We start from the raw sequence: 21,929 nt of genomic DNA, 5'->3' as shown, positions 1-21,929 counted from the left end.
AAGTATAATCTGATTTTCATTCAAAACGGGTTAAAAGGGCAGCTAAAGTAGTGCCCGCCGTCACCTGCATGCGCATAACGGCTGTCGCCGCCCTTCGGGACATATAGCACTCCGGCTTCCTTATCCGGACACTTTACTTGTGCTTTCTTTTTTCCCGTTTTTTCTTTTGAAAAAATTCATTTGGCGCAAACGGTGGAAGAGAACTTAAAACAAGTATTCACTAAAAATCAAATGTCATGGAAATTACAGGACGAATTGTAAAAGATGCCTCAGTTTTTAAACTAAAAGAAAACCGTGAGGTTGTAAACTTTACCATAGCTATCAACGACAGCTATAAACCCAAAGACAGCACAGAGCTGAAAAAAATTACTACCTACATCAACTGCTCTTATTGGGTTTCTTCCAAATCAGCAAAATGGCTTAAAAAAGGCGCACTAGTCGAGTTATTCGGACGCATCGGTCTAAATGTCTATATCGGGAGTGATTCCGAGGCGCACGGTGCTCTGACCTTTCATACCAGCCATATTAAAATCCTTGCATTTGCCAAAGACAGGGAACAGACCCCTGAGGTACGTAAAGGCGCTAAAGCAAGTTCCGAAAAAGAACCTGACGACCTCCCATTTTAATATCCCGAAAAACAATGTATAAGCCTAAAGAAATGAGTTATGAAAGCCTTGGAAAAATCAATGTACAAACAGTATGAGGTATGCTCTGCATTCAATAAAATAATTCTGTCCGATTTAGGATCCTATGACGGGACTAAAAAGGAACAGCTTAAATCCTTTCTCGAAGACCTGCAGAATGGCGGGTGCATGAGCGGTATGATCTCTGAATTTATTTACCACGTGGACTGTAAAAAGTTCTATATCGAAAATCTTGATGATTTGGAAAACATCCGCAAAGAAATCGAGGATTCACTTGGCGAGCCTGTAAAAAATACGCATCGTCTTCCCCACTACACTTTTATGTGTTGGCTCTGTTTTGAAGAATACTGTTTTGACATCTACAGAAACAGTTTTGAATGACTTTTTCAATCTTAAAATCTTCCCTTATGAAAGCTTCTGAACAATTTAAATCCGTCATGGAAAAATACCTCAGTGAAACTGCGCAAAGCGATACCGTCTTTGCGCAGAACTTCACAAAGGCATCCAAAAACCTTGAAAGCTGTATCAATTACATTTTTGGCGAGGTAAAGAAAACTGGATTCTGCGCCTTTGACAATAAGGAAATATTCGACATGGCGCTCAAATATTATGCTGATGACAGTATAGCAACTCCCGCTCCTGTCAGCTGTAAAGTTGTGGTAAATCAGCCTGCAGGGGCTGATTTATTCACCTCAGCTCCTGCTGTTTCTGAAAACACCATTCAGAAAACTCAAACCGTACAGACTCCTAAACTTGCCGAGCAACAAACCTTAACACTTTTTGACCTATGATACCTAAAACCATCATCGAGAAAGAAATTTCACATTTAAGCACTACCCTGAAACCCATATCAGATGAGATGCACACTTGGGCAGAAAAAAGTATTTTCCTTAAATGGGGAGTGTTATCACGTGGAAAATTTCACTGCCTTGAATGCACGCATTCTTGGAAACCTGAATCACTAAGTAAGTCCTGCGAAAAATATATAAAATGTCGCCTCTGTCAGGGAAGGCTTAAAATGCAGGGATGCAATCAGGTGCATTTCAGGGAAATTGAATACTCTGCTGTATTGGATGTGTGTCAAGGCTATCAGGTGGTACGTATGATCTGCTCACACAAACACATGAAAAAGAATACTTTACCTTCTTATTTTCACAAGGAAGTAATGCAGCATTGGATAAACCCAAAAGGAGAAGTTCGTACCATGTCGCTTAGTACAAATGTTTTTTCAAATGTCTATGATGCATGGCAGTATTATTCTCCCCTTGAAATCCGCCCAAAGGATTTTCAGAACTCCCCGAAATACAGAATTAATCCTTACAAAGTTTATCCATGCATGAAACTACTTACTGTTTTAAAAAGAAACGGATTTAAAACTTCAGTTTACAATATTGCACCACAGATACTTTTTACTTCCCTTTTAAAAGATTCTATTACGGAAACACTTTTGAAATCTTCTCAAACTTCCCTGCTTTCTTATTATCTACAATCACATGAACAGCATATCAAAGAAAATTGGTATGCAGTAAAAGTTTGTATTAAAAACAATTATGTGATTAAAGATTATAAAATATGGGAAGATTACATAGCCCTGCTTCGTTGGTTTAAAAAAGACCTCAACTGTGCCTCTTTTGTCTGTCCTGAAAATCTTCATAAAGTCCACGATAAACTTGTGGCTAAAAAGAGGGAATTGCAAAGAAAAAAACATCTATTAAAAATGCGTGCAGAAATCCTAAAAGCGCAGGAAGTTTATGCCGAAGAAAAAAAACGCTTTTTCGGACTTTGTTTTACAGATGAAAATCTAACTATTAAAGTTTTGGAAAACGTGCAGGACTTTATGGAAGATGGCGATAACCTGCACCATTGTGTCTTTACAAATGAGTACTACAAGAAAAAAGATTCACTTATTCTCTCAGCGAAGGTCTATGACACTACCGTTGAAACTATAGAAGTTTCTCTTTCAAATATGGAAATAGTCCAATGCCATGGCATGAAAAATAATAATTCACAGTATCACGAAGTCATAATAAGCATCATGAAAAAAAATCTTTATCAGATTAGTTCACGAATTAAGAAGTGAAAAGCTGAAGATTTTATAAACAATAGTTACACCTAATACGTAATTATATTAAAAAGCTAATTGAACTTAAGATATAGATGAATCATTCTTAAGCCACTATTAAATCTCATCTAATTCTTTTCGGACAGCCTCTCTCAATTGCAATTTTAGAGTATTTAATTTCATTGCGGTTTCCTGAATTTCTGACTGATGGTTGTTCAATTCACTGATTTCTCTTGAAATCAAAAGAGACGCAAGATCTTTCATCATTGCTGCTGATCTATTTAATGCTTCATCATTTGCGAATTCAGTTTCTTCTAATAGTTTTAATACCTCAGCACCAGCTATTATTTTTAATGAGCTTGTTTCAGTTTTAAATCGCAATTGCGATTGATTTGCCTTAGCCATAATTCTCAATATAGATTCTGAAAACTCAGTTGTTGCCTCCATTTCTTTTTCTGGATCATTTTGCGAACTCAAAAATGAAGCATTAAATTTTGAAATCGCAGGTAAAAATTCTGCGTGAGCCTCTTCGTTTGACTTTGCATTAAGTTCATCAAGCAAATTAAAATACTTTATATACAAATTACTTTTATACTCATATTTGTATTTACGTTTTGAGTTTTCTAAATCAAATTTAGAAGTAACTTTTTCTTTTTCTTCAGTCAATAATTTAGTATCTTCAATGGTAGCTCTATTTTTTCCTTTCTCCTTTACATATGAAGTGAGATACCCAAATAAGAACCCAGTTAATAGACTAATACTGATAAGCAAGATTTCGTACATATTCATAATAGCTTTAGTTTATTATTAAATTAAATCTTTAGTTAGATTGATTTATCTGAACAAACCCCTCCAATTCATCATAGAATTTTATTTCTATCTGATCAGTATTATGGAAAATACGCTCTGCTAAGTTGTCTCCAATAATTTTATATGTAATAGCTTTATTCATCTTATCTATAGTTTCTAGATAGCCTTTTGCAGAAAACTTATTAATAATTGAAAATTTATTATCATCAAAAAGCAAAAATTTTGGTTCTATTTCCCGTCTTGTATCAAGAATCTTGATATGGGAAATAGGAAAATACTCTTCGAAGTCACCTTTATGCTTTTCATACTGATGAAATCGTTTAGACGATTCTTCAAAAAAATCAGTTGCACCAAAATTTAATATATATTCATAGCCTTCAACTTCGCCTTCTAAACTATAATAATTACCTTTTTTTACCCAAAAATATATCCCTCCATCGTCATGTGACCGTCCTAAAATTAATCCGCCCATAGTTGCATCGATTGCACGACCATTATTCACATACTCTTCCATTTGTTCTAAAGACAATTTCATTTTGTAGTAGTACATATTATTTTGAATTTTTAGAGATACTGTAATAGTCGACCAATTTGTGTCAATCGTTTTTTAACCTTCTTTGGCAAACATTTTATTATAATTCGTTTTCTTTTTTGTTGAATCAATTAACATTTGTTCGACGATAAATGAAATTTTTATTGTCTTTTATATTTCCAATAATTATTTCTTCTATAACTTCTTTTTTCCATACTACACTTAACTATGCATTAAACTCTGTTTTGCCTATAATTCTCCTAGAGTAAATCCCTATAAATCCCTGAATCTCTCCAATGATATTATTAATATTTAACTTTCCGCTCTCCTCTGTTTGTAATCATGTTCTTATGAAAATCAAAGAAGAACCTGACATCACAGATTTACTGACTGTATCAATAAAAAATTCTATACCCGGTTTTGTAGCAACGCTTCCCTTTTTCCAAATTGAAAAATACCAGTTCCATTTATTGAATATGGATAACCTAAAACTAACACATCATCTGCAACCTTAAGATTAAAAACTTATGTGCGTTAAAAAATTATTAGTTTTCAATCATACTATATACTTCATTCAATTTTTCAAATTTCAAAACACTAAATTGTTTACTTGGAACCCATAATCGATTTTGATTTTCATACAAAATTGAGAAGTTATTAGTATCTAAATATTTCTTTAAAATTAATAAAGCATTTTCTCTATTAACTTTTACAGTTTTTTTATAAATATCAAAATACTTATTAGGTTTATCATTTGAGTTTGGAACTGATGTTATCGTCAGTGCATTAATTTCAGTTTGTGCAAATGTCTGAAAAGCAACATATACAATATCTCGTTTAACCTGTTCTGCGATTATATTTTTCAAATCACCTTCGAAAATTGGTTTAGAGACCTGAACATGCAATTTACTTTCCTCCAATGAAATGAATTTTAATGTCCCTACTTCTTCACTAAAATCATACGAAGCTTCAAACATTTCTTTAATAGTTTTATATTTCGGTAATGAATTGTCATGCTCAATATCATCGTTTGATGGGTCAAGATTTTCAACAGAAATACTATCAGTTGCAATATTGTTCACTTGATTTTCTTCATTAGATTTACAGCTTACAATTGCAAGTATTGACAAAGTAAATATTGCTAATTTAATTTTATTCATGTGCTTTTTTTTTAAAATATTTGTAAAACCTCAAATCTGAACTTAACAGTTTTGAGGTTTTTAATTGATTTAAATTCGGTGTTAGAATTTATAAACCTTACCAATAATTACTTAATCTTTAGGTTTATGCTTGTGTGGTTTTAAAGCAGGATGCTTTTCCTTGTTTGGAGGGTTGACCCGAGGTCTTTTATCTGGTGTTCCATCTTCTTTTTTGGGTTGTGGACCAGGCTTAATTGCTTGAAGTTCATTCATAATAATTTCCTATTAATTAAATACTAACATTTGTTTCTCACTAACAAATAACATTAAAAAAATTATTATTGTATTACGGAAATCCGTAACAAGGAAATGATTTTAAAGTCACAATACCTACTTGTACTGAATTTTATTTGAAGCTTTAATTAGTTTTGATTTAAGATTTACAGCTTTATTTATTTAAATCATTGTCATATGATCTCCGTTTTTAACTATTCCTGTTAAATCTAATTTATAATCATCCTTAACTTTTTTTGCAAATTCAAAAGGATCAACATCTTTAAATATTAAAATTTGCCTTGTAAACCTAGGATAATATAATGTTCCAAAATTACCTATTGGGAAATGGATTCCAATTGCTGGCTGAAAAGAGTCGCTTGATATTAAGTAGCTATATGCAAAAGCTCCAGTTTTCGCATCTCCAATCATTACTGGTACAGATTGATTTCCTTCAATTAACATTGAGATTGGTTGCCCTCCAATAAAGGACATCTTCATTAAATATTCAAGACCTTTTGCAGTTGTATGAACTGTTATATGAAATCCTCCGACACTATCAATTGTTCCACTTGAAATAACTTCCTCAAATGCCTGTGATTGAATCTCCATTATGTGTTTCCAATCTGTACTTTTTAAATTAGGAATAAAGTTCTTTTGAAACATATTAAATCCTGATGTATCGCCAATCCAATGATGCTGGTTTGATGGCTCAATTTCGCCCTTAGCGATTTTATAAAGTAAAGCTTGATTTTCCAATGCTCCTATTAAAAAGTCAGTTTCATAATTTGACTCTCTATTTATTTCTAGCAGCAATTTTCTAACTTTGTCTATACTTAGTTCATTTAGTTTATAAACTTGTTCAATTGCCTGTTGAGCAGTATCAACTGAGCCAGCATATGAGATACATAGTTTAGGATGCAAAATAATAGTTTTTAGTAAACCAGAAAAGATACTATTCCGATTAGATACTATATTTGGATCAGTGATTTTTGAATCACTTTCTATTCGTAATGAACCCTGAGCTATCCTTCCAATTACCAATGTCATTTCTTAAAATGTATTCAAATTAATCAATTTCTATAATTTTCCAGAGCCATCTTTTTTTGCATCAGAATAACTCCAACATAAATGTATTTGTTTGGCTTATGGATTATTCCTGCACTTTAGTTTGCTGGATTTCTTTTTGTCAAATGATTTTATTCTTTTAGCATAATTGTCTCCAAAATTTATAGGAAGATTTTGTTTTGAAAAAGAGTTCGTTCGAATAGAAAAATTTATCTAAACAAAAGTAATTTTAAGGAAAAACAAGATCAAACGTACAAAATGCAACGAACATATTTTCTAATTAATTATAAAATATATTTATTAATCAGTTTTATTTTCTCTTAGCAACAAGAAAATCAATTTGTTGTTGTATAAGACTATTATGAAATTCAACATCTTTATCTAATTCTGAAAGCATTTCTGAAAGTTTAATTTTTAATATAGGCTCATCGATTAATTTAATTATACTTTGATGATAGATCTTGTTCTTCAGGAAAACACTTTTTGATTCCTTTTTTTTTGCGTTTTTATTTATCCAGTTAATTGTATCATTTATCTTATCTTGAGCAAAAGAACCTATATAACCATTTTCCATAAAAAAACTATCACCTAACAGTTCATGTATATTTGCCCCAAACGTATGTTTTTTATCGAATATTTGAAAAGCTTCACCGTTAATAACTTTAAGAAACATAATGTTACTGCTTGGAATATCAGAGAGTATAAAAGGGGAATGAGTTACAAAACAAATATTAATACTCTTTATATTCTTTAGACCGATTCGCGAAATGCTATCTAAAAAGTATTTTATAAAACATCTTTGCAATTCTGGATGAAAATATAATTCGATTTCTTCAAGTACAATATTTATATTTTCATATTTAATTTTTTCACCCATAACAGAATCAATATTATACAAATGATAAAGTAAAGAGCTTACCATATATATTAATTGTTTTTCTCCTGAACTCAAACTGTCAAATTTTACATCATCACTATTAGATGATTTTAGAATTATTTTAATATCAAAAATTGGTGGAGGAATAAAATTTAAAATTGATTGGTCTGGTTGACGTCTTAAAGCGATAGCATCAGATATATCAGATATAGGCAATGTTAATTTTTTATTTTGATATTGAACATAATCATTTTTCAAATAATTCAGAACCTGTTTTAACTTAAAAGTTATATGACTATCATCTTCCTTTAATTTATTAATCAATTCTCCAAAGAGTGCTGTATCAAACTTCTTATGTCGAGGAAGTAGAAATTTGAAGTAGTCTTCGTACTTCAAGCAAATACTAACTACTTTATAAATAATATAAGATCTAGCTACTAAATATCTTTTTTCAACGAAAAGATCAATGTTAAAATTCTGAACTTGAACCAATTCGGACATTAACAATTTAGCCAAATCATTTCTTTCTGGAATTTCAAAAGCACTTAATCTAAATGTTCTCAGTATTTTTTCTCCACTTGTATCCTTGCGATGATAATAAACAACATCCTTTGATTTTTTTAATTCAAAGCTAATTTTATGTGCAATTAAATTATCGCCAAATTTTCTAAAATCTAAATTGCCCTCAATTGGACGCAAAACATTAGCAAGAATACGTTGCTTAACTAAATCATTTTCACGATTAATATCAAAATTTCCTTCTGTACGCATCGGATTAAGAACAAGGGGAGTTTGATACGAATCATTTTTATGAAACAACTCTTGTAGCCAATCGACAAATTTAGACCCTTCAAAGTACCCGTATTCTTTACTGTTGTAAGCATAATGAGAATAATTTACAGCTTCTGTGTAAAATAATTTCTCTAATGAAAAGTCTTCTTCTGGTTTTAAATTAATTCTTCCATCTTTATTAAATCTAAATACTTGAAAAATATCATCATTAACAGAAATCTTATAATAATTATCGGTATGAAAATAAAATTCAATATGAATACCTTTAATTACTTCCAAATCAGCAGTAATTGTTTTGTTTTTATTACCCGCAACAAACTTAAAATTATACGCAATATTGTTTATTGCTCTAAAAAGAAGATCAATAATAGTACTTTTACCAGAACCGTTTTTACCTACAATAGCTGAAATATTTATATTAACATCTGAACTTAATCCTTTTATATTATATAACAAAGGGCTTTGCAAAGAAATATCTTCGACAATAGATTCTATCCCATCAATTATTTCGATTTTATAATTTGTGTAAAAAAAATATAATTTATTTTTTTTTAGAACTTTAACAAAAGTAGAATCTGTCCCATCAAGTACTTTTAATGCAATTATTTTAAAATTCATGGGGACTTAGGTTTTATTATCTCCAATTCTGATAATATATCTTTTTTGAATTTACTAAATGGTCTTTTATGAAAATCATCTTCATTAATTTCGATTCCAAATACCAATCTATAAATTTCCTCTCTAGACATTATATTTTTAAATGTTTTATTTATTAAGATATCAATGTAGTTCTCAGAATACTTGTATCTTAGGTCTAATAGATCTCTTAATTCAGTATCTGAATGCGCATTGTATATCTCTTTTATCTTAAATGTTTCAATCATTTTTTTTGTTTTAGCTGGTAAAGAAGATTCATCTGCTATTGTAACGTTATTATCAACAAAGGTTTTTTTGCGGTATGAAAATTTAAATTTTTCATTTAAATCATTGATATACGGCTGTAGGTGGGTATCAAGTTCAAAATTTTTATTACTTTTTAATTTATTACAAGAAGAGCAACTAGGAATTAAATTAAAAAAAGATAAGGCTAGAAGGGGGTATCTATCTTTATTGAACCAGTGATCATATTCAGCCCTACATACCTTATCTTTTGTAGACCCAATAGTTTTAATGTAATTTCTATTACAATATGTACAAGTATGCCGTTTCAATATTTCTGCAAGATAATACCTGTTTCCTGTAATTTCTTTGTAATTAAAAATTGACTGAATAGATTGAATTGCTGGATGATAAGCATGTCTCTCTTTAACTGTTTTACTACCTCTAACATACAAATCATATGTTGCACTGTCATATAGTGGAATAAATTTATAAATAAATTCCAAATTAATATCAGGTAATTCATTTGGAGCACTTGTTATTATATCAAATAGTCTTTCTTTTAGTTCGTTTTTTAATGAAGTAGACAAAAAGCCATCCTTTGAAATTCTATCTTCTATTTTTGATTTAATATCCACGAAATATTCACGAACATTTTTACTATTTTCTTTTAGATTTAACATATTGAATATTGTTTAAATTTTCCATTTTTTTTTGTAAAAACTCAATTTCTCTAGAAATTATTTCTGCTTGCAAGGACTGCGCTGTAGCATTATCATACATTTCAGCTAGCTTTATTTTCATAATAGGTTCATCTATTATTGCAATTAATTTTCTATGTTGATTAAAATATGGATTTTCTTTATTTTTTAATGTTTCGCTACATTCAAGAGATAGAGCTTTGTTAAGTTTGCGTCTTAAAGTTTCTACTTTTGCGGTTTTTTTGTTTAAAACAAAATCCGTGATTTTTTCTTTTATATTAAGAATTTCGTTGAGCCAATCCAAATTTTTTTCAATTTTTTCTTTTGCAAAATCTCCAATCAATCCATCGTCTGTAAAAAACGAATAAGCCAAAAGATCAGTAATATTTGCTCCAAATGAAATTTKTGGTCTATCATCATTTTCAAGAACGACAGTTTTATTATCTAAACTTTTTAAATACACAACATTATATCTTGGTAAATCTGATAATGTTAGAGGGTCATGCGTTGTAAATACTATTTGAAATGATGGTTTATTCTCAATAAGTTCAAAAATGTGGCTTAAAGTATAAACTAAAGATTTTACAAACTTTTTTTTCCATATGGGATGAAACCCTAAATCTGCCTCATCTAGCAAAAGTATATAATGCTTTTTGAGAGGTAAAAATCTATTTCCTAGCTCACTATTTAAAAGATTACTAACCACAAAATCATAAATTCTAGAGTAAAAATTCAATAGCGCATTTTCTCCAGAACTTAGTTTTTTTTCAGTTTCATAGTTAATAAAACCATCTATTTTATAACTAGTATCTAAGATTAAATCACTCTCCTCAGATTTTTTAGCATTAAACAAAAAGTATCTTTCAAGTTCTATAATTAATTTTCTTTGTAAAGTTAATATTTCAATAGCATCTTTATAATCTGGATAAATWGTATTCTCATCATAATCAACTTTAGTCTGAACATAATCATCTTCAGCATATCCATCAGAATAATATGATTGGTTGTCAAGAATACTAAAAATATTATCTAAAAATAATTTTATTAGCTCGTAGCTAAAAGGTTTCCATACATTTCCGTGATACTCAATTTTGACCTCTTCAATCATTTTTAAAAAAGTATCTATATAGTTTAAATCTTTTGTTCTTTTTTCAAAGTCCGATCCTAATTTTAATTCAGATAAAAATGTATTTTTTTTGTCAGCTTGTCTAAACAAAACAGATACAATGCACTGGACGATAAAAGTTTTTAATCTTTCATTCTCTAATTCATCTTTATTTATAAAATTATTTTTATCATCATAAACTCTTCTTTTTATCCGAGCATTTTTTTCTTTGCTAGCTTTTTCTTCTAATGGCTTTAAAGCTCCAAATTTCACATCGAGTGATACATTATCAAATATGTCATCTAATTTATGAGCTCTGAATATCAACTTTGGATTACCATGTTTTGGAAAAGTAAAAATGTCATTAAAAACAGTGTTGTTTTCAAATACTTTAGATGACAAAAATGAAATTTGCCGTAGTGAATTTTTAAATCTTAATTCCCTGTTTGGTCTAAAATTCCAGCCAGCTGGATTTGAATCCTTGTTTGCCAAATCATTTAAATCATTATCTAAAACAGTATCAAATGAAATGTCATAATCATCAATCTTATCAAAGTGGGGATTAACCTTATAATCGTAATGGGGAGAATAATATATTGATTGAAAAGACTGTTCCGTTTTAGCAAGGTCTATATCTAAAAATAATGCATTATTTTTATCAAGTTCATTAATATTTAAAAGATATTTATTAGTTTCAAAACTTGATTTAATTAAAATTGGATAATCACTAGTATCATCTTCTCCAATCATAACTACGTATGAGTGCGGAAATGGAGAAGAATGTTCAACAAATTTAGACCTCAGAATATCTAATATAGAAGTTTTACCCGTTCCGTTTTCTCCAACAATTGCGCTTACTAATGACAATTTTGATGAAGTCTTTGTTAAATCATAAAAATTATTGATATAGTTATGATTCTCCTCTCTCCTTATTAGTACTGACGAATTATTATATCCTTTAAAATTATAAATATATTTTCCACCAAGGTTAATGGTTTGTGGTTCATCAAACAAGAATTGATGTTCATATATAAAAACAGCTACTAATCTCATCTTTAACTTAATAAAATTTTAGTAAATATAGTACTAAAAATTCTACCGTTAATTTATAAGTATTTTCTATTTAATTTAGAGCAATCAGTAAATTGTAAACAAGTGAACTATTGATAATAACAAAGTGATTAAATAATTATATAGTTACTCAAACTAACAATAACATAGTGGCGGGGAGAATTTTAAAAAAAGAAATGAGAATTTAGACACATTAGATTTAAACCTCTATTTCCAGCATTTTCAACCTCTGAGGCTGATAAACAGATAACTCGAAAAGTAAAAGAAGCCGGAAGACTTCTTGACATCACATTACTGGATTCATTAATTATAACTGCCGAATCTTATTATTCCTTTGCTGATGAAGGCGCTTTATAAGCGCCTTTATAATTATGACTATTAAATATAGCTTAAAGCTGTATTGCTACACACAAAACACAAAACAATTTCGAATACTTTATAAACTTGATTTAGAATATTGTGATATATATTTCTACAGGAACAAAAATAACCTTTCACAATAATACAACTGATGTCAAGAACTGCAACAATCAAATCGATTTTTTGACTATTATACGCTAAAATCGCAATTTCCGAACTACAAATCTTAAAAAGACAGGTAAAGGGTTTTAATAAAACAGTCTTTTATCAACCTTTCCCTGTATATTATATACATTTTGCAACTATTTTGGAAATACTTATTAACAACAAATGACTATATACCATGTACTGTCAGAGTATACAGACCGTGGAAAGTTTCAATAATGATTTTAAATTATGTCCCGTAACTGTTCATAAAATACCCCGTGAACTCGCGTAAATTTAATTTTACATTTGTTTTTATTCCAAATAAATTTATACATTTGTAATCAAGCAATTATAGATGAAAATCAGTACAAAGTAAATCCTGATTTATCTCAAACAACAACAGTAATAAACACACATTAGATATGGAAATAATTGACAACCTAATAGATAAAAGAAAAGATGTTATAAAACAACTTGAAGCCATTGACACTGTTTTAAAATTATACGGCTATGTTGCTAGTGATTATAAATTCAATGGCACAGAAGCAGAACCACAGTCACAAAATTCTGCTGTTTTTCCTAGCAAGGCGACAAGAGAAAAACAGATTCTTTGGATTTTTGAGAACAAAATTACTAAAGCCTGTAAATTAAAGGATATACAAAATGTCTACAATGAGTTGCGTGGTAAAGATGATGTTAACATAGATAACACCGCACGAAAACTTAAGAAAGAATCTAAATTGCTTTTTGTTCAATATAACGATAAAAATCTATTGAGTTTTTGGGGACTTCCAACATGGATTGTGAATGATGACTTTAAAGACGAACATAAACCTGACATGGAAGGACTTCCAGATGTTGTGAAATCTGTAGTAATGATTGGCGAAGAAAAGAAATAATGCTAAGGATTTGGCAAAAAATAATCTCGAATACGAGAGGGGCAAACGCAAAAAACCCGAACACTTCCGATGTTCGAGTTTTGGTCTACTAATTAAATGTATAACTTTTTAAAATTACACACGATGAGAAAAGTAGTTATTGTAAGAACTGCCCCAGTTAGGGTTCAAGTTCAAAGAACTGTTCAAGTCCGTACAACGGTAACAATTAAGCGAGTTAAGTAATAACTCAAAATCCGTCTTCCCCACATTAGAGGGAAACCAAAATAACGGGACTTTTCATTCGAGTTGGCGATTTGCCTAACCGTTATCCTAAGAAGGGGGTGTTGACAGCACTCCCTTTTTCATTGCAAATATATGAAAGTTGATTAAAAAAACAACTTTTTATACATTTAACAGCTCCTGAACCGTTTGATAAAGTCATTTAATAAATTAAAATTTCAGAAATTGCTCCTAAATAATTTCACTTTTTATTGTTAAATTTGATTAACTGAATTACTCAAAATAGATGGAAGAAACAACAGAACTAGCTAAAAATGTAGTTGTAAATTACAAAGATGTTACTTCATGGATTTTGCTTGGAGTGATTATATTAACTGGAATAATTCGGTATTTTCAAAGTGTTAAACTTTCTAACACAATTGAAACGTTTAAAGCAGAATTAACTAAAAAAGAAATCAAGTTTACAAGACACACTGAATTACAGATTGAATGTCTAAAAAAGATGTATGACTTAGTTGTAGCATATCATTATAGCTTTACGAACTTCACTAAGCCCTCATATTTAAGTCATAATTTACTTAAATCAAATCTAACTCGATTTCAGGAAACCTATGCCTTGACAATTCAATATTGCCATCGAAATAGAATCCTATTAACTGATGAAATTACTGCTCAGGCTAAAGTACTACAAGAAAAGAGTGAAAAAATAGAGAGAGTTTGTATTACAGAATATAATATTCTAATAGAACGAGAAGATGAAGGCGGAAGTCAAACGGATATGCAACAATTATATGGTACAAGCGAAAATGAAATAGAAACAACTAGTCATGCAGTCAAACGGATTAATGAAAACGCTGATGTTAAAACATTTGAAGGAGAGATCGTAAAATTGAGAGCACTAATTGAAAATTACTTCAAGCAATTAGTGGGTTGAGATTCAAAATTTGTTAACTTTCCCGTTTTATTATCTTAATTTCTCATTATTTGATAGTCTAAATTTATCTTTATTGAAGTGAACATCTATGCTGTAATTCTAGCGTTTTTTTTACTTTCAACATACGATTATAAATAAATTGAATTCTTCGGGTGGTAGAAAGTATTACTTTGAAGCAAGATCACAGGACACTTGGAATTTACGTAATTTCTTCTGAACCAATTGCGGGAACTGTTGCTGAATTACAGTAAAATTTTCCTCAGCTCTTAAGGCAAATTACATCTTTGATGATAATTCACAATTATCCTTCAGAAAACCTAATAATCTCTGAAGCAGATAAACTGACAACTTCAAAAAGAAAGAAAAGCCGGAATATTTTTTGAGATCACATTGCTGAAACCATTAATTATATTATCATATCTTATTACTGCTATGCTGATGAAGCGCTGTAAAGCTTCTTATAACTATTGTATCTCTAAAAGATTTCCAAAAAAGTGAAAGATTTTTCAACGTATATTTTAAGATGCAAGTGAAATAATCATGTAATAATCTTCAATAAAGTGGTTAGATAATTGAATGCTTCCCGCTACTAAAACAAAAAGCTTCAGAGAAATCTGGAGCTTTTTTGTTTCAATAATTCTGATTCTCTTTGCGTGCACAGATTGCAAATCTGTACTATCCGTTGCTTACATATTTGAACGATCGGGAAATTAAGGCACAAAATCATATTCAAACCATTTCCACCATTTATGCAAACTTAAATTTTTAAAAACCTGCATGGTAATCAACGCTGACATTTGCAATTTCATCATAATAATTTTCTAAAAATTTTTTACATCTTTCAATGTCTAAATGTTGAGATCTGCTATTTGAAAAATGAGATCTAAGAAGGTTATTAAAATAAATTAAATTTTCTAAGGACTCATTAGAATAATTATTTTGCAAATTCACTATAACGTAATCTGGTAAGTTAGATTTTATTTCTTTTTTTTCATCAGAATTTTTCTTTTTTTCGTTTCTAAAAGATTTCAATAAATTACTTTTTTTATCAATCAATAGCTCCAATATATCTGATTTTTTTCTTGATCCAATTACTGTAATTGTGGAAAATGAAATAAACATAATCTTATGGTTGTCGTCCATAAAATCAGGCAAGTTTTCCAATTTTCCTTCATTAAAAATATCTTCTTTAATATTTTCAAAAAGTGAACTCATAAGAGCTCTGTCCGTTTTAGTAATAACTAAATATGACCTATTAAATGTTATTAATTTTCTTAAAATAATGTCAGTTGATTCATTATCATGCAAAAAATTTAAATTTTGAAAAGAATTTTCAAAATGATCAACAAACTCATTTAAATATGGAACAATTACAGCTTCTCTAAATGACTTAAAATCTATATCATAACATAATTTAAAAATGAAAAGATACTTTTCCGATTTAGGGCTTTTATACATTTCTCCTAAAATATCTAACTGTTTTTCTTTCGAATCTCTACAAATATACTCGGATGTAAAATATTCTTGAAACGATTTGTGAGACCACCTATATTGTAAACCTTCTTTATTAAATAGCGGAACAGATTTTACAAGATCTTCTGCTAAGTCAGTAATTTTAAATTTGATATTTGGTAATCTGTTGGACACTTCCTCAAGATATTTATAAAGAATTGCATCGTTATATTCAATTTCCCCTTTTTTAAACGTAAAAAACGCAAACTCTCTTAATATTTGAAAAAAATCGTTAAAACTAAGTTTTGTCTTTTTGTTTCGAACAAAACTATCTCCTTTAGTTAAATCATGATCTTGATAAAGCGCTTCAAATACATCATAATAAAATTCTTGAAGCTGAATTGGAATATTTTCTCTATGCTCAAATTTTTTATATAGTAATGATACAAGTAGCGGACTTTGTAAAAAATCGTCAATATTCTCAAACTCATTTTCTTTCAACTTGTCAATCAATCTCAATGATTTTTCGCTATTATTACCAATTTTTTTTATTAGCTCAAAAGCTTCAGTTTTTTCCATTTTTTTTACCTTAAATTCTTTGAAATCACTGAAGGTATTTAATGCTGTTTCGGGTCTAGAAGTGAGTAAAAATAAATTATTTGATGATTTTGAAATAAAGCTTTGCAAATCTGTTGTAACAAATTCTCTATCAGCATCTGAGATTTCATCATAACCATCGAAAAAGAAAATAAAATTTCCTTGAGCAATTAATTTAGTGACTAACTCTCTCTCTAGATTTTGATCAATTGGATTAAGTTCTGAAATTATTTCTTCAATAATTGTCTTTCCATTTTTAAGTTTCCTTAATTCAATAAATATCGGAATACCTTTTTTAAATTTAATAACGTTTAAAAATAACCATTTCATTATTGTCGACTTCCCCATTCCTCCATTATCAACTATAATAACTTTCTTAAATTGAGGGAGGAAATCTTCTTCATAGTTTAAGGTGCATATTTTTAAAGGTTTTAAATTTGATTCTTCATTTTTGCACTCTAAATTCAATGGGTAATAGAAATCTTCAAGTTTTTTTTGTTGATTTCCAAAAACTAATGTTCTTGAAGAAGAGTAATGAGTATAAACTCTTTGTATATATTCTTTAAATCTAAAAGCAAAATCTTTATTCTCTCTCTCTCCTTTAGGTATAATTTTGTTTAAAATAGGCGATAAATAAGTGTCAATTATACTTTCTAGCAAAGCATTATCTGTCATTGTTAATACTCTAAAAAATTGCTTTAGTAAGGATTCATGTTCATGAAGATATCGACTCAAATCTGACGGACATATATAAATTACCTTAATTTTGTCTAAAACTTTAAATATTTCGGTTTTATGATTATCATATTTTAGGGCTTTTAGCGATACATTTTTAGAAATAAGTTCTTCACAATATTGTTTTATATCCTCAGACCTGTAATTTTTATTGAAGTTATTTATTAAAACTATTGATGTTTCTGCTAAGCCTTTTGATACCGCCAAATGATATGTAAAATTATCCAAATCCGTTATTAGACTTTTATCAATAATATAATGTAAAGTAAACTTAAGAATTTCTTTTAAAACCTCTGGTTTAGTTATATTTTTATTAATTTGTTTGCATTGAATTAAACCTACATTAGCACCTTTTTTAGCTAATATACAATCTCTTCCTCTTTCTCCAACCCCTTGCATTAAGACAACTCCGTCAAATTTATCATTTAAACTTGAATCTTTGGTATCTATTCTTACTTGAAAAATTTGATATAATAAAATTTCAAAAACTCGATCAGGCAATGCTGTAAAGGGAAAAGATTGACCTGTGTATGCAGTAGGTTTTGAACTACTTATTATGATTTCCGTTATTTCACTATTAGTAATTTGTTTTTTTATCATTGTAGTTTTTTTTTTGAGAAATACCGTAATTAATAATTACGATAAATTTATTATATAAATATTAGACTTCCTTACTGAAAACCATATTGAAATGATTTAATTTTAAGCAAGTATATCGATTAAATTAAAATTTCATACAAGTATTTATACGGTTTCTGTTCCCAAAAAACTAGAGAGTATTATATTAAAATATCTTAACAAAAATTGAAAAGAAAGTTAGCAATAAATAATTTAGCTCTTTATGGGATTTAAACCGAAAAATTTAATAATGCTTAATATTTATTTTATTTAAATCATCCACAAAATGGTTCAAGAATTGTCCCGTTAGGCTACAAGATAGACTTATAAAAATGTTTAAATCTTGTGATTTAATTTTTGTGGCAGAATCGTGGCACATTGTACTTTTGAAAACCAGAAAGTCAACAAAAACAAGGGTTAAGAAGTTTAGGTTCGAAACTTTTAGATATAAGTTTGATTTTTTTGACGAAAATGTATAAAAAAAACGTCAGCAATTGAATGCTGACGGTCTCTCTTAGTAAATGAATTACAAAATTTAGAAACTAAAACTTAATCTTGCAAAAACAAAGCGTCCGTTTTGACCAAATTGAGATACATTTCTGGAATATACAAATTGATTTTGATTGGATAAGTCGATAGCAGTTGCGGCCGGGGCATACGTGACATTTCCACCTGCATCAACACCAGTAGCTCTTCTTGCCGTTTGTGGCCCTAAATTTTTGTCCGGATAAATGTCAAGAATATTATTGGCACCAATTACGACTTTGGTAATAGCAGAAATTTTAAAACCAACAGAAAAATCAGTAATAATTTTACCTCCCCAAACAGGATGCTCATTTTCTACGGCTTTGCCATTTACAATAGTCGCGCCTACAAAACCATCACCATTTACATCCGCGACGTTTGGATCTGTAACTTCTCCAAAATAAACATTTCTCAAAAAGAAATCTAATTTTTTATAAGTTAGATTGTTGGTCAGGTTTACTTTTACTCTTGGTATCGCTTCTTCCAAATAAATTCTGGATGATTCAGAAAAATAAGTATTTACCTGACCTGCAGCTTCAAGGACTGGTGAGGCATGAATTTGGCCTACCTGACGGGTCTTCGAAAAAGTTCCTGATAAATCATTTTTCAGCGTCATATTTTCATTTAAGTTAAGCTTGTTGGTAATCACAACATCAATTCCTTTTGATTCGGTATCGATGGCATTGGCAAAGAAAGTTGCCGCATTCGCACCCGCCTGATCATATAAAGGCTGCGTAACTGGTGTTGGAGTAAATTGATCTGTAAGTACAACTCTGTCGTCTATTTTTATGTAATAAGCATCGGCAGTTATGGTAATATTCGCAGAAGGAATTTTAGCCGTAAATCCGGCGCTGTAACTTGTAGATTCTTCCTGTTTCAGTTTAGGAATTCCTAGAAGTTCGGCAATTTTAGAATCATTACTGAAAGTTCCTACTTCAAAAGGAACGCCTCCTGTAAATTGCGTAGCTGTTGATTCGTAATAAATTTGGTGTAAAGACGGCGCTCTAAATCCAGTTGAAAAAGCACCACGTAAATTGATATTATCTGTTAATTTATAACGAGTTGCTATTTTATAATTGGTTGTATTTCCAAAATCAGAATAATTTTCAAAACGAACAGCGCCATTCAATAACCACTTATCCGTAATATCCCATTCTAAATCTGTGTAAAAAGCATAACTGTTTCTGTTTTCTTCTTTTGCATTTTCTGCTCTGTATCCCGGAAAAACCTGAGCTCCTCCAGGCCTTGCAGCGCCAAAGAAGTCAGTAACCCGAATATTGGCTGGAGTTGTTCCTGTAACGACATTTCCATTTATATCATATTGACTGTAAGAATCAGAAACTCCGGCATTAATTCCGTATGTTTCATAACGGTATTCAGCACCAAAAGCAACGTTTAGTGTGCCAAATTTTTTGCTCATATCAAAATTCGTAGTGTTTTGGGTAAAACGCAAACCTCCTGCATCAAATTCATCCGGAGAGCCCTCTCTTAATGTTGCATTTACGGTGTTTTCTATATTATAATCAAAGGCATTTCGACCATACGTATTACTCAAATCAAAATTCCAATCTTTGAAAATGGTTCCTCTTAGCCCTGTCGCAGCAGAAAGATCATTTATTGTCGAATGAATTTCAGGTAAAAAACCATCTAAATACAAGCCTGTGTACGATCTGGATTGATTAGGTCTTCTATAAAAGCCGGCAGATTCACCTTCTCTGTAACTGGTTCCTCCAAATACATAAACTTCCAATTTGTCATTTATAGGATAAGCAGCATTCAAAAAGAACTGAACACTTTCAAACGAAGACTGACCGATTCTCATATTAAAATTCTTTCTTTCAAGATTTCTATACGCTAGTTCTCCATCGGTCGCATCAAAGTTTAAAGCGGTTTGCAATTGCGGAATAGTGGTCGCATTGCTGATCGCAGTTTGTTGTGCTCCTGTAAAGTAGCTTACTTGCGGCGCATATCCTTTTATTGTATTGATGATTTGAGTAGAATTGGGTGTGTTAGAAATATTCCCAAAAAGAGAATTGATATTAATTCCATCTTCGGAAGCTCTTTGTTCAATAGCGTTGTAAGCATTGTAAATTGTACCTGTTGCATCATTAGCCCTGCTCGTGGCATCACGTAATTGTAAGCTTCCTGTTAAGTTAATAAAGCTTTTTTCTTTACCTAAATTTGTACCATAGTTTAGATCCAATTGATAATGGTTACCGTCATTGCCGCCTCTGTGATCGTTCGCATTTCTCGAAAAATTACTTCCTGAAAAGAGATTGATATCGAGTTTTTTAGTGTCTTTTTTTATATTAAGATTGATCACGCCCGCAATCGCATCTGATCCATATTGAGCAGAAGCTCCATCTCTTAAAACTTCAATTTTTTCAATGGCAAAAGACGGAATAGCATTGAGATCTGTCCCTACAGATCCTCTTCCCGGCGTCCCGTTAATGTTTACCAATGATGAGGTATGTCTTCTTTTTCCATTTAATAAAACCAATACCTGATCAGGACCTAAACCTCTTAATTGCGCAGGGTCAAGATGGTCAGTTCCATCAGCTACAGTTTGGGTATTGGAAGTAAACGAGGGCGCCACCATATTCAAAATCTGATTTAAATTGGTTTGTGCGCCTTGCGTAGCAATATCTTTCATTGCAATTACATCTATAGGAACGGCTGATTCTGTTACTGTTCTGGTAGGATTACGCGAGCCAATAACAACTACGTCTTGCAGCGTTTCACCACTTCCTCCCGATAATGCAATATTTACAACAGCTTCGGTGACAGTTACGGTTTTTGTTTCTAAACCTACATACGAAAATTGCAGAACATCACCAATTTTGGCTTCAATAACATAATTTCCGTCAATATCGGTTACGGCTCCTTTTTTGGTACCAACTACCAAAACGCTAACACCAGGTAAGGAAGCACCAGTTTCGTTGGTAACTTTTCCTTTTACAAGATCAATTTCTTTGTTTTTAAAAGTTGAATTTCTGTTTTTTTTGCTGTCTGAATTCTCAGCAGCGTTTACACTAACATCAATCAAAATAATAACTACAATAAATAAAGGAAAGGTTGCTTTTTTGAGTCGAAAGAACATTCTGTTTGTCAATAAATCGTTTTTCATAATTTTTATATTTGTTACTTATTTTAATCTTGAATAGAAAAGCAAAAAAGGTGTATAAAGTATTTCTGAAAACTTTATAATTATAAAAAATGAGGATTATAATTATTTTTGAAATCTATTTTAAAAAAACAAAAATTAAGAGCGACTTAAAATAGTTTTCTTTTTCCAATATTTTAGGATTGGTTTTCTTAGCAATTGTTTGTACGTTATTCATGCTATTGTATTAAAACTACACTAAAAATACTACAGTTCGAATTATAAAAGTATGACAAAATTCTTAATTTTTGTTAAAAAACTACATTATTTTCAATAAAAAAGCAATCGCTTGATTATGTTTTTTTTTTAGAACTGCTTTGGATTAAT

17 protein-coding genes and 1 pseudogene are annotated in these 21,929 nt (G+C 30.2%); 8 read left to right on the top strand and 10 right to left on the bottom strand.

The features are described from left to right. Positions 1-236 precede the first annotated feature (236 nt). Genes EAH81_RS15540 through EAH81_RS15525 form a run of 4 tightly spaced genes read left to right on the top strand, consistent with a single transcriptional unit; the run spans position 237 to position 2,724 of the window. Positions 237-626, top strand: a complete 390-nt coding sequence (locus tag EAH81_RS15540; protein ID WP_140508716.1) for a single-stranded DNA-binding protein — start codon at positions 237-239, stop codon at positions 624-626. Positions 627-665: 39 nt separating this feature from the next. Beyond that, complete coding sequence (locus tag EAH81_RS15535; protein ID WP_140508714.1) at positions 666-1,025, top strand: hypothetical protein; 360 nt, start codon at positions 666-668, stop codon at positions 1,023-1,025. 26 nt (positions 1,026-1,051) lie between these two features. Further along, positions 1,052-1,435 carry a Cas9 inhibitor AcrIIA9 family protein gene (locus EAH81_RS15530; protein ID WP_140508712.1) on the top strand — a complete coding sequence of 128 codons (384 nt, stop codon included), beginning with the start codon at positions 1,052-1,054 and terminating at the stop codon, positions 1,433-1,435. Continuing rightward, positions 1,432-2,724, top strand: a complete 1,293-nt coding sequence (locus EAH81_RS15525; protein ID WP_140508709.1) for a PcfJ domain-containing protein — start codon at positions 1,432-1,434, stop codon at positions 2,722-2,724. The genes EAH81_RS15530 and EAH81_RS15525 overlap by 4 nt, the downstream gene beginning before the upstream one ends. A 99-nt stretch (positions 2,725-2,823) precedes the next feature. Here EAH81_RS15525 and EAH81_RS15520 read toward each other — a convergent pair whose 3' ends face one another. Next, the gene (locus EAH81_RS15520; protein WP_140508707.1) at positions 2,824-3,495 is read right to left on the bottom strand and encodes a hypothetical protein; all 672 of its coding nucleotides are present in this window, start codon (positions 3,493-3,495) and stop codon (positions 2,824-2,826) included. A 31-nt stretch (positions 3,496-3,526) separates the two neighbouring features. Continuing rightward, on the bottom strand, positions 3,527-4,066 hold the full coding sequence (locus EAH81_RS15515) for a hypothetical protein (protein WP_140508705.1): 540 nt from the start codon (positions 4,064-4,066) through the stop codon (positions 3,527-3,529). A gap of 332 nt (positions 4,067-4,398) precedes the next feature. On the opposite strand from EAH81_RS15515, the gene EAH81_RS27740 reads away from it, so the two are divergent. Next, complete coding sequence (locus EAH81_RS27740) at positions 4,399-4,563, top strand: hypothetical protein (protein WP_206669085.1); 165 nt, start codon at positions 4,399-4,401, stop codon at positions 4,561-4,563. A 30-nt stretch (positions 4,564-4,593) separates the two neighbouring features. On the opposite strand, the gene EAH81_RS15510 is transcribed toward EAH81_RS27740, so the two are convergent. From EAH81_RS15510 to EAH81_RS15490, 6 genes are all read right to left on the bottom strand, one after another. Next, positions 4,594-5,208 carry a hypothetical protein gene (locus EAH81_RS15510; protein ID WP_140508702.1) on the bottom strand — a complete coding sequence of 205 codons (615 nt, stop codon included), beginning with the start codon at positions 5,206-5,208 and terminating at the stop codon, positions 4,594-4,596. A 111-nt stretch (positions 5,209-5,319) separates the two neighbouring features. Beyond that, positions 5,320-5,460, bottom strand: coding sequence for a hypothetical protein (locus tag EAH81_RS27635; RefSeq protein WP_170214140.1), 141 nt, complete (start codon positions 5,458-5,460; stop codon positions 5,320-5,322). Between the two features lie 183 nt (positions 5,461-5,643). Beyond that, a complete protein-coding gene (locus tag EAH81_RS15505; RefSeq protein ID WP_140508700.1) occupies positions 5,644-6,510 on the bottom strand; it encodes a hypothetical protein in 867 nt (288 codons plus the stop codon). 328 nt (positions 6,511-6,838) lie between these two features. After that, positions 6,839-8,815 carry an AAA family ATPase gene (locus tag EAH81_RS15500; RefSeq protein WP_140508697.1) on the bottom strand — a complete coding sequence of 659 codons (1,977 nt, stop codon included), beginning with the start codon at positions 8,813-8,815 and terminating at the stop codon, positions 6,839-6,841. Then, positions 8,812-9,759, bottom strand: coding sequence for a hypothetical protein (locus EAH81_RS15495; RefSeq protein WP_140508695.1), 948 nt, complete (start codon positions 9,757-9,759; stop codon positions 8,812-8,814). Before EAH81_RS15495 ends, EAH81_RS15500 begins: the two co-directional genes overlap by 4 nt. Next, the gene (locus EAH81_RS15490; RefSeq protein ID WP_140508693.1) at positions 9,737-11,935 is read right to left on the bottom strand and encodes an AAA family ATPase; all 2,199 of its coding nucleotides are present in this window, start codon (positions 11,933-11,935) and stop codon (positions 9,737-9,739) included. Before EAH81_RS15490 ends, EAH81_RS15495 begins: the two co-directional genes overlap by 23 nt. A gap of 246 nt (positions 11,936-12,181) precedes the next feature. Here EAH81_RS15490 and EAH81_RS15485 point away from each other — a divergent pair. The 3 genes and pseudogenes from EAH81_RS15485 to EAH81_RS15475 all read left to right on the top strand — a co-directional run. After that, a pseudogene (locus EAH81_RS15485) lies at positions 12,182-12,310 on the top strand (JAB domain-containing protein); the annotation flags it as partial. A 572-nt stretch (positions 12,311-12,882) separates the two neighbouring features. Beyond that, positions 12,883-13,359 (top strand): hypothetical protein, encoded by a 477-nt coding sequence (locus EAH81_RS15480; RefSeq protein ID WP_140508691.1) that lies wholly within the window; start codon positions 12,883-12,885, stop codon positions 13,357-13,359. Positions 13,360-13,864: 505 nt separating this feature from the next. Next, positions 13,865-14,512 (top strand): hypothetical protein, encoded by a 648-nt coding sequence (locus EAH81_RS15475; RefSeq protein WP_140508689.1) that lies wholly within the window; start codon positions 13,865-13,867, stop codon positions 14,510-14,512. A gap of 765 nt (positions 14,513-15,277) precedes the next feature. Here the strand turns inward: EAH81_RS15475 and EAH81_RS15470 are convergent. Together EAH81_RS15470 and EAH81_RS15465 are read right to left on the bottom strand one after the other, a co-directional pair. Continuing rightward, positions 15,278-17,896, bottom strand: coding sequence for an NACHT domain-containing protein (locus EAH81_RS15470; RefSeq protein WP_140508686.1), 2,619 nt, complete (start codon positions 17,894-17,896; stop codon positions 15,278-15,280). 553 nt (positions 17,897-18,449) lie between these two features. Next, on the bottom strand, positions 18,450-21,566 hold the full coding sequence (locus EAH81_RS15465) for a TonB-dependent receptor domain-containing protein (RefSeq protein WP_140508684.1): 3,117 nt from the start codon (positions 21,564-21,566) through the stop codon (positions 18,450-18,452). Between the last annotated feature and the right edge of the window lie 363 nt (positions 21,567-21,929).

This window comes from Flavobacterium pectinovorum, from assembly GCF_006438875.1.
GTDB classification, from domain to species: Bacteria; Bacteroidota; Bacteroidia; order Flavobacteriales; family Flavobacteriaceae; genus Flavobacterium; species Flavobacterium pectinovorum_A.
The sequence above is the reverse complement of the archived record's forward strand: the minus strand, read 5'-3'. Positions and strand labels throughout refer to the sequence as shown.

Bases quoted from the DNA above. Each gene is read 5' to 3' on its own strand.
- EAH81_RS15500 (WP_140508697.1), bottom strand. From the start codon at position 8,815: ATGAATTTTAAAATAATTGCATTAAAAGTACTTGATGGGACAGATTCT.
- EAH81_RS15540 (WP_140508716.1), top strand. From the start codon at position 237: ATGGAAATTACAGGACGAATTGTAAAAGATGCCTCAGTTTTTAAACTA.
- EAH81_RS15525 (WP_140508709.1), top strand. From the start codon at position 1,432: ATGATACCTAAAACCATCATCGAGAAAGAAATTTCACATTTAAGCACT.
- EAH81_RS27635 (WP_170214140.1), bottom strand. From the start codon at position 5,460: ATGAATGAACTTCAAGCAATTAAGCCTGGTCCACAACCCAAAAAAGAA.
- EAH81_RS15470 (WP_140508686.1), bottom strand. From the start codon at position 17,896: ATGATAAAAAAACAAATTACTAATAGTGAAATAACGGAAATCATAATA.
- EAH81_RS15515 (WP_140508705.1), bottom strand. From the start codon at position 4,066: ATGTACTACTACAAAATGAAATTGTCTTTAGAACAAATGGAAGAGTAT.
- EAH81_RS15530 (WP_140508712.1), top strand. From the start codon at position 1,052: ATGAAAGCTTCTGAACAATTTAAATCCGTCATGGAAAAATACCTCAGT.
- EAH81_RS15475 (WP_140508689.1), top strand. From the start codon at position 13,865: ATGGAAGAAACAACAGAACTAGCTAAAAATGTAGTTGTAAATTACAAA.
- EAH81_RS15495 (WP_140508695.1), bottom strand. From the start codon at position 9,759: ATGTTAAATCTAAAAGAAAATAGTAAAAATGTTCGTGAATATTTCGTG.
- EAH81_RS15465 (WP_140508684.1), bottom strand. From the start codon at position 21,566: ATGAAAAACGATTTATTGACAAACAGAATGTTCTTTCGACTCAAAAAA.
- EAH81_RS15535 (WP_140508714.1), top strand. From the start codon at position 666: ATGAAAGCCTTGGAAAAATCAATGTACAAACAGTATGAGGTATGCTCT.
- EAH81_RS15480 (WP_140508691.1), top strand. From the start codon at position 12,883: ATGGAAATAATTGACAACCTAATAGATAAAAGAAAAGATGTTATAAAA.
- EAH81_RS15505 (WP_140508700.1), bottom strand. From the start codon at position 6,510: ATGACATTGGTAATTGGAAGGATAGCTCAGGGTTCATTACGAATAGAA.
- EAH81_RS15520 (WP_140508707.1), bottom strand. From the start codon at position 3,495: ATGAATATGTACGAAATCTTGCTTATCAGTATTAGTCTATTAACTGGG.
- EAH81_RS15510 (WP_140508702.1), bottom strand. From the start codon at position 5,208: ATGAATAAAATTAAATTAGCAATATTTACTTTGTCAATACTTGCAATT.
- EAH81_RS27740 (WP_206669085.1), top strand. From the start codon at position 4,399: ATGAAAATCAAAGAAGAACCTGACATCACAGATTTACTGACTGTATCA.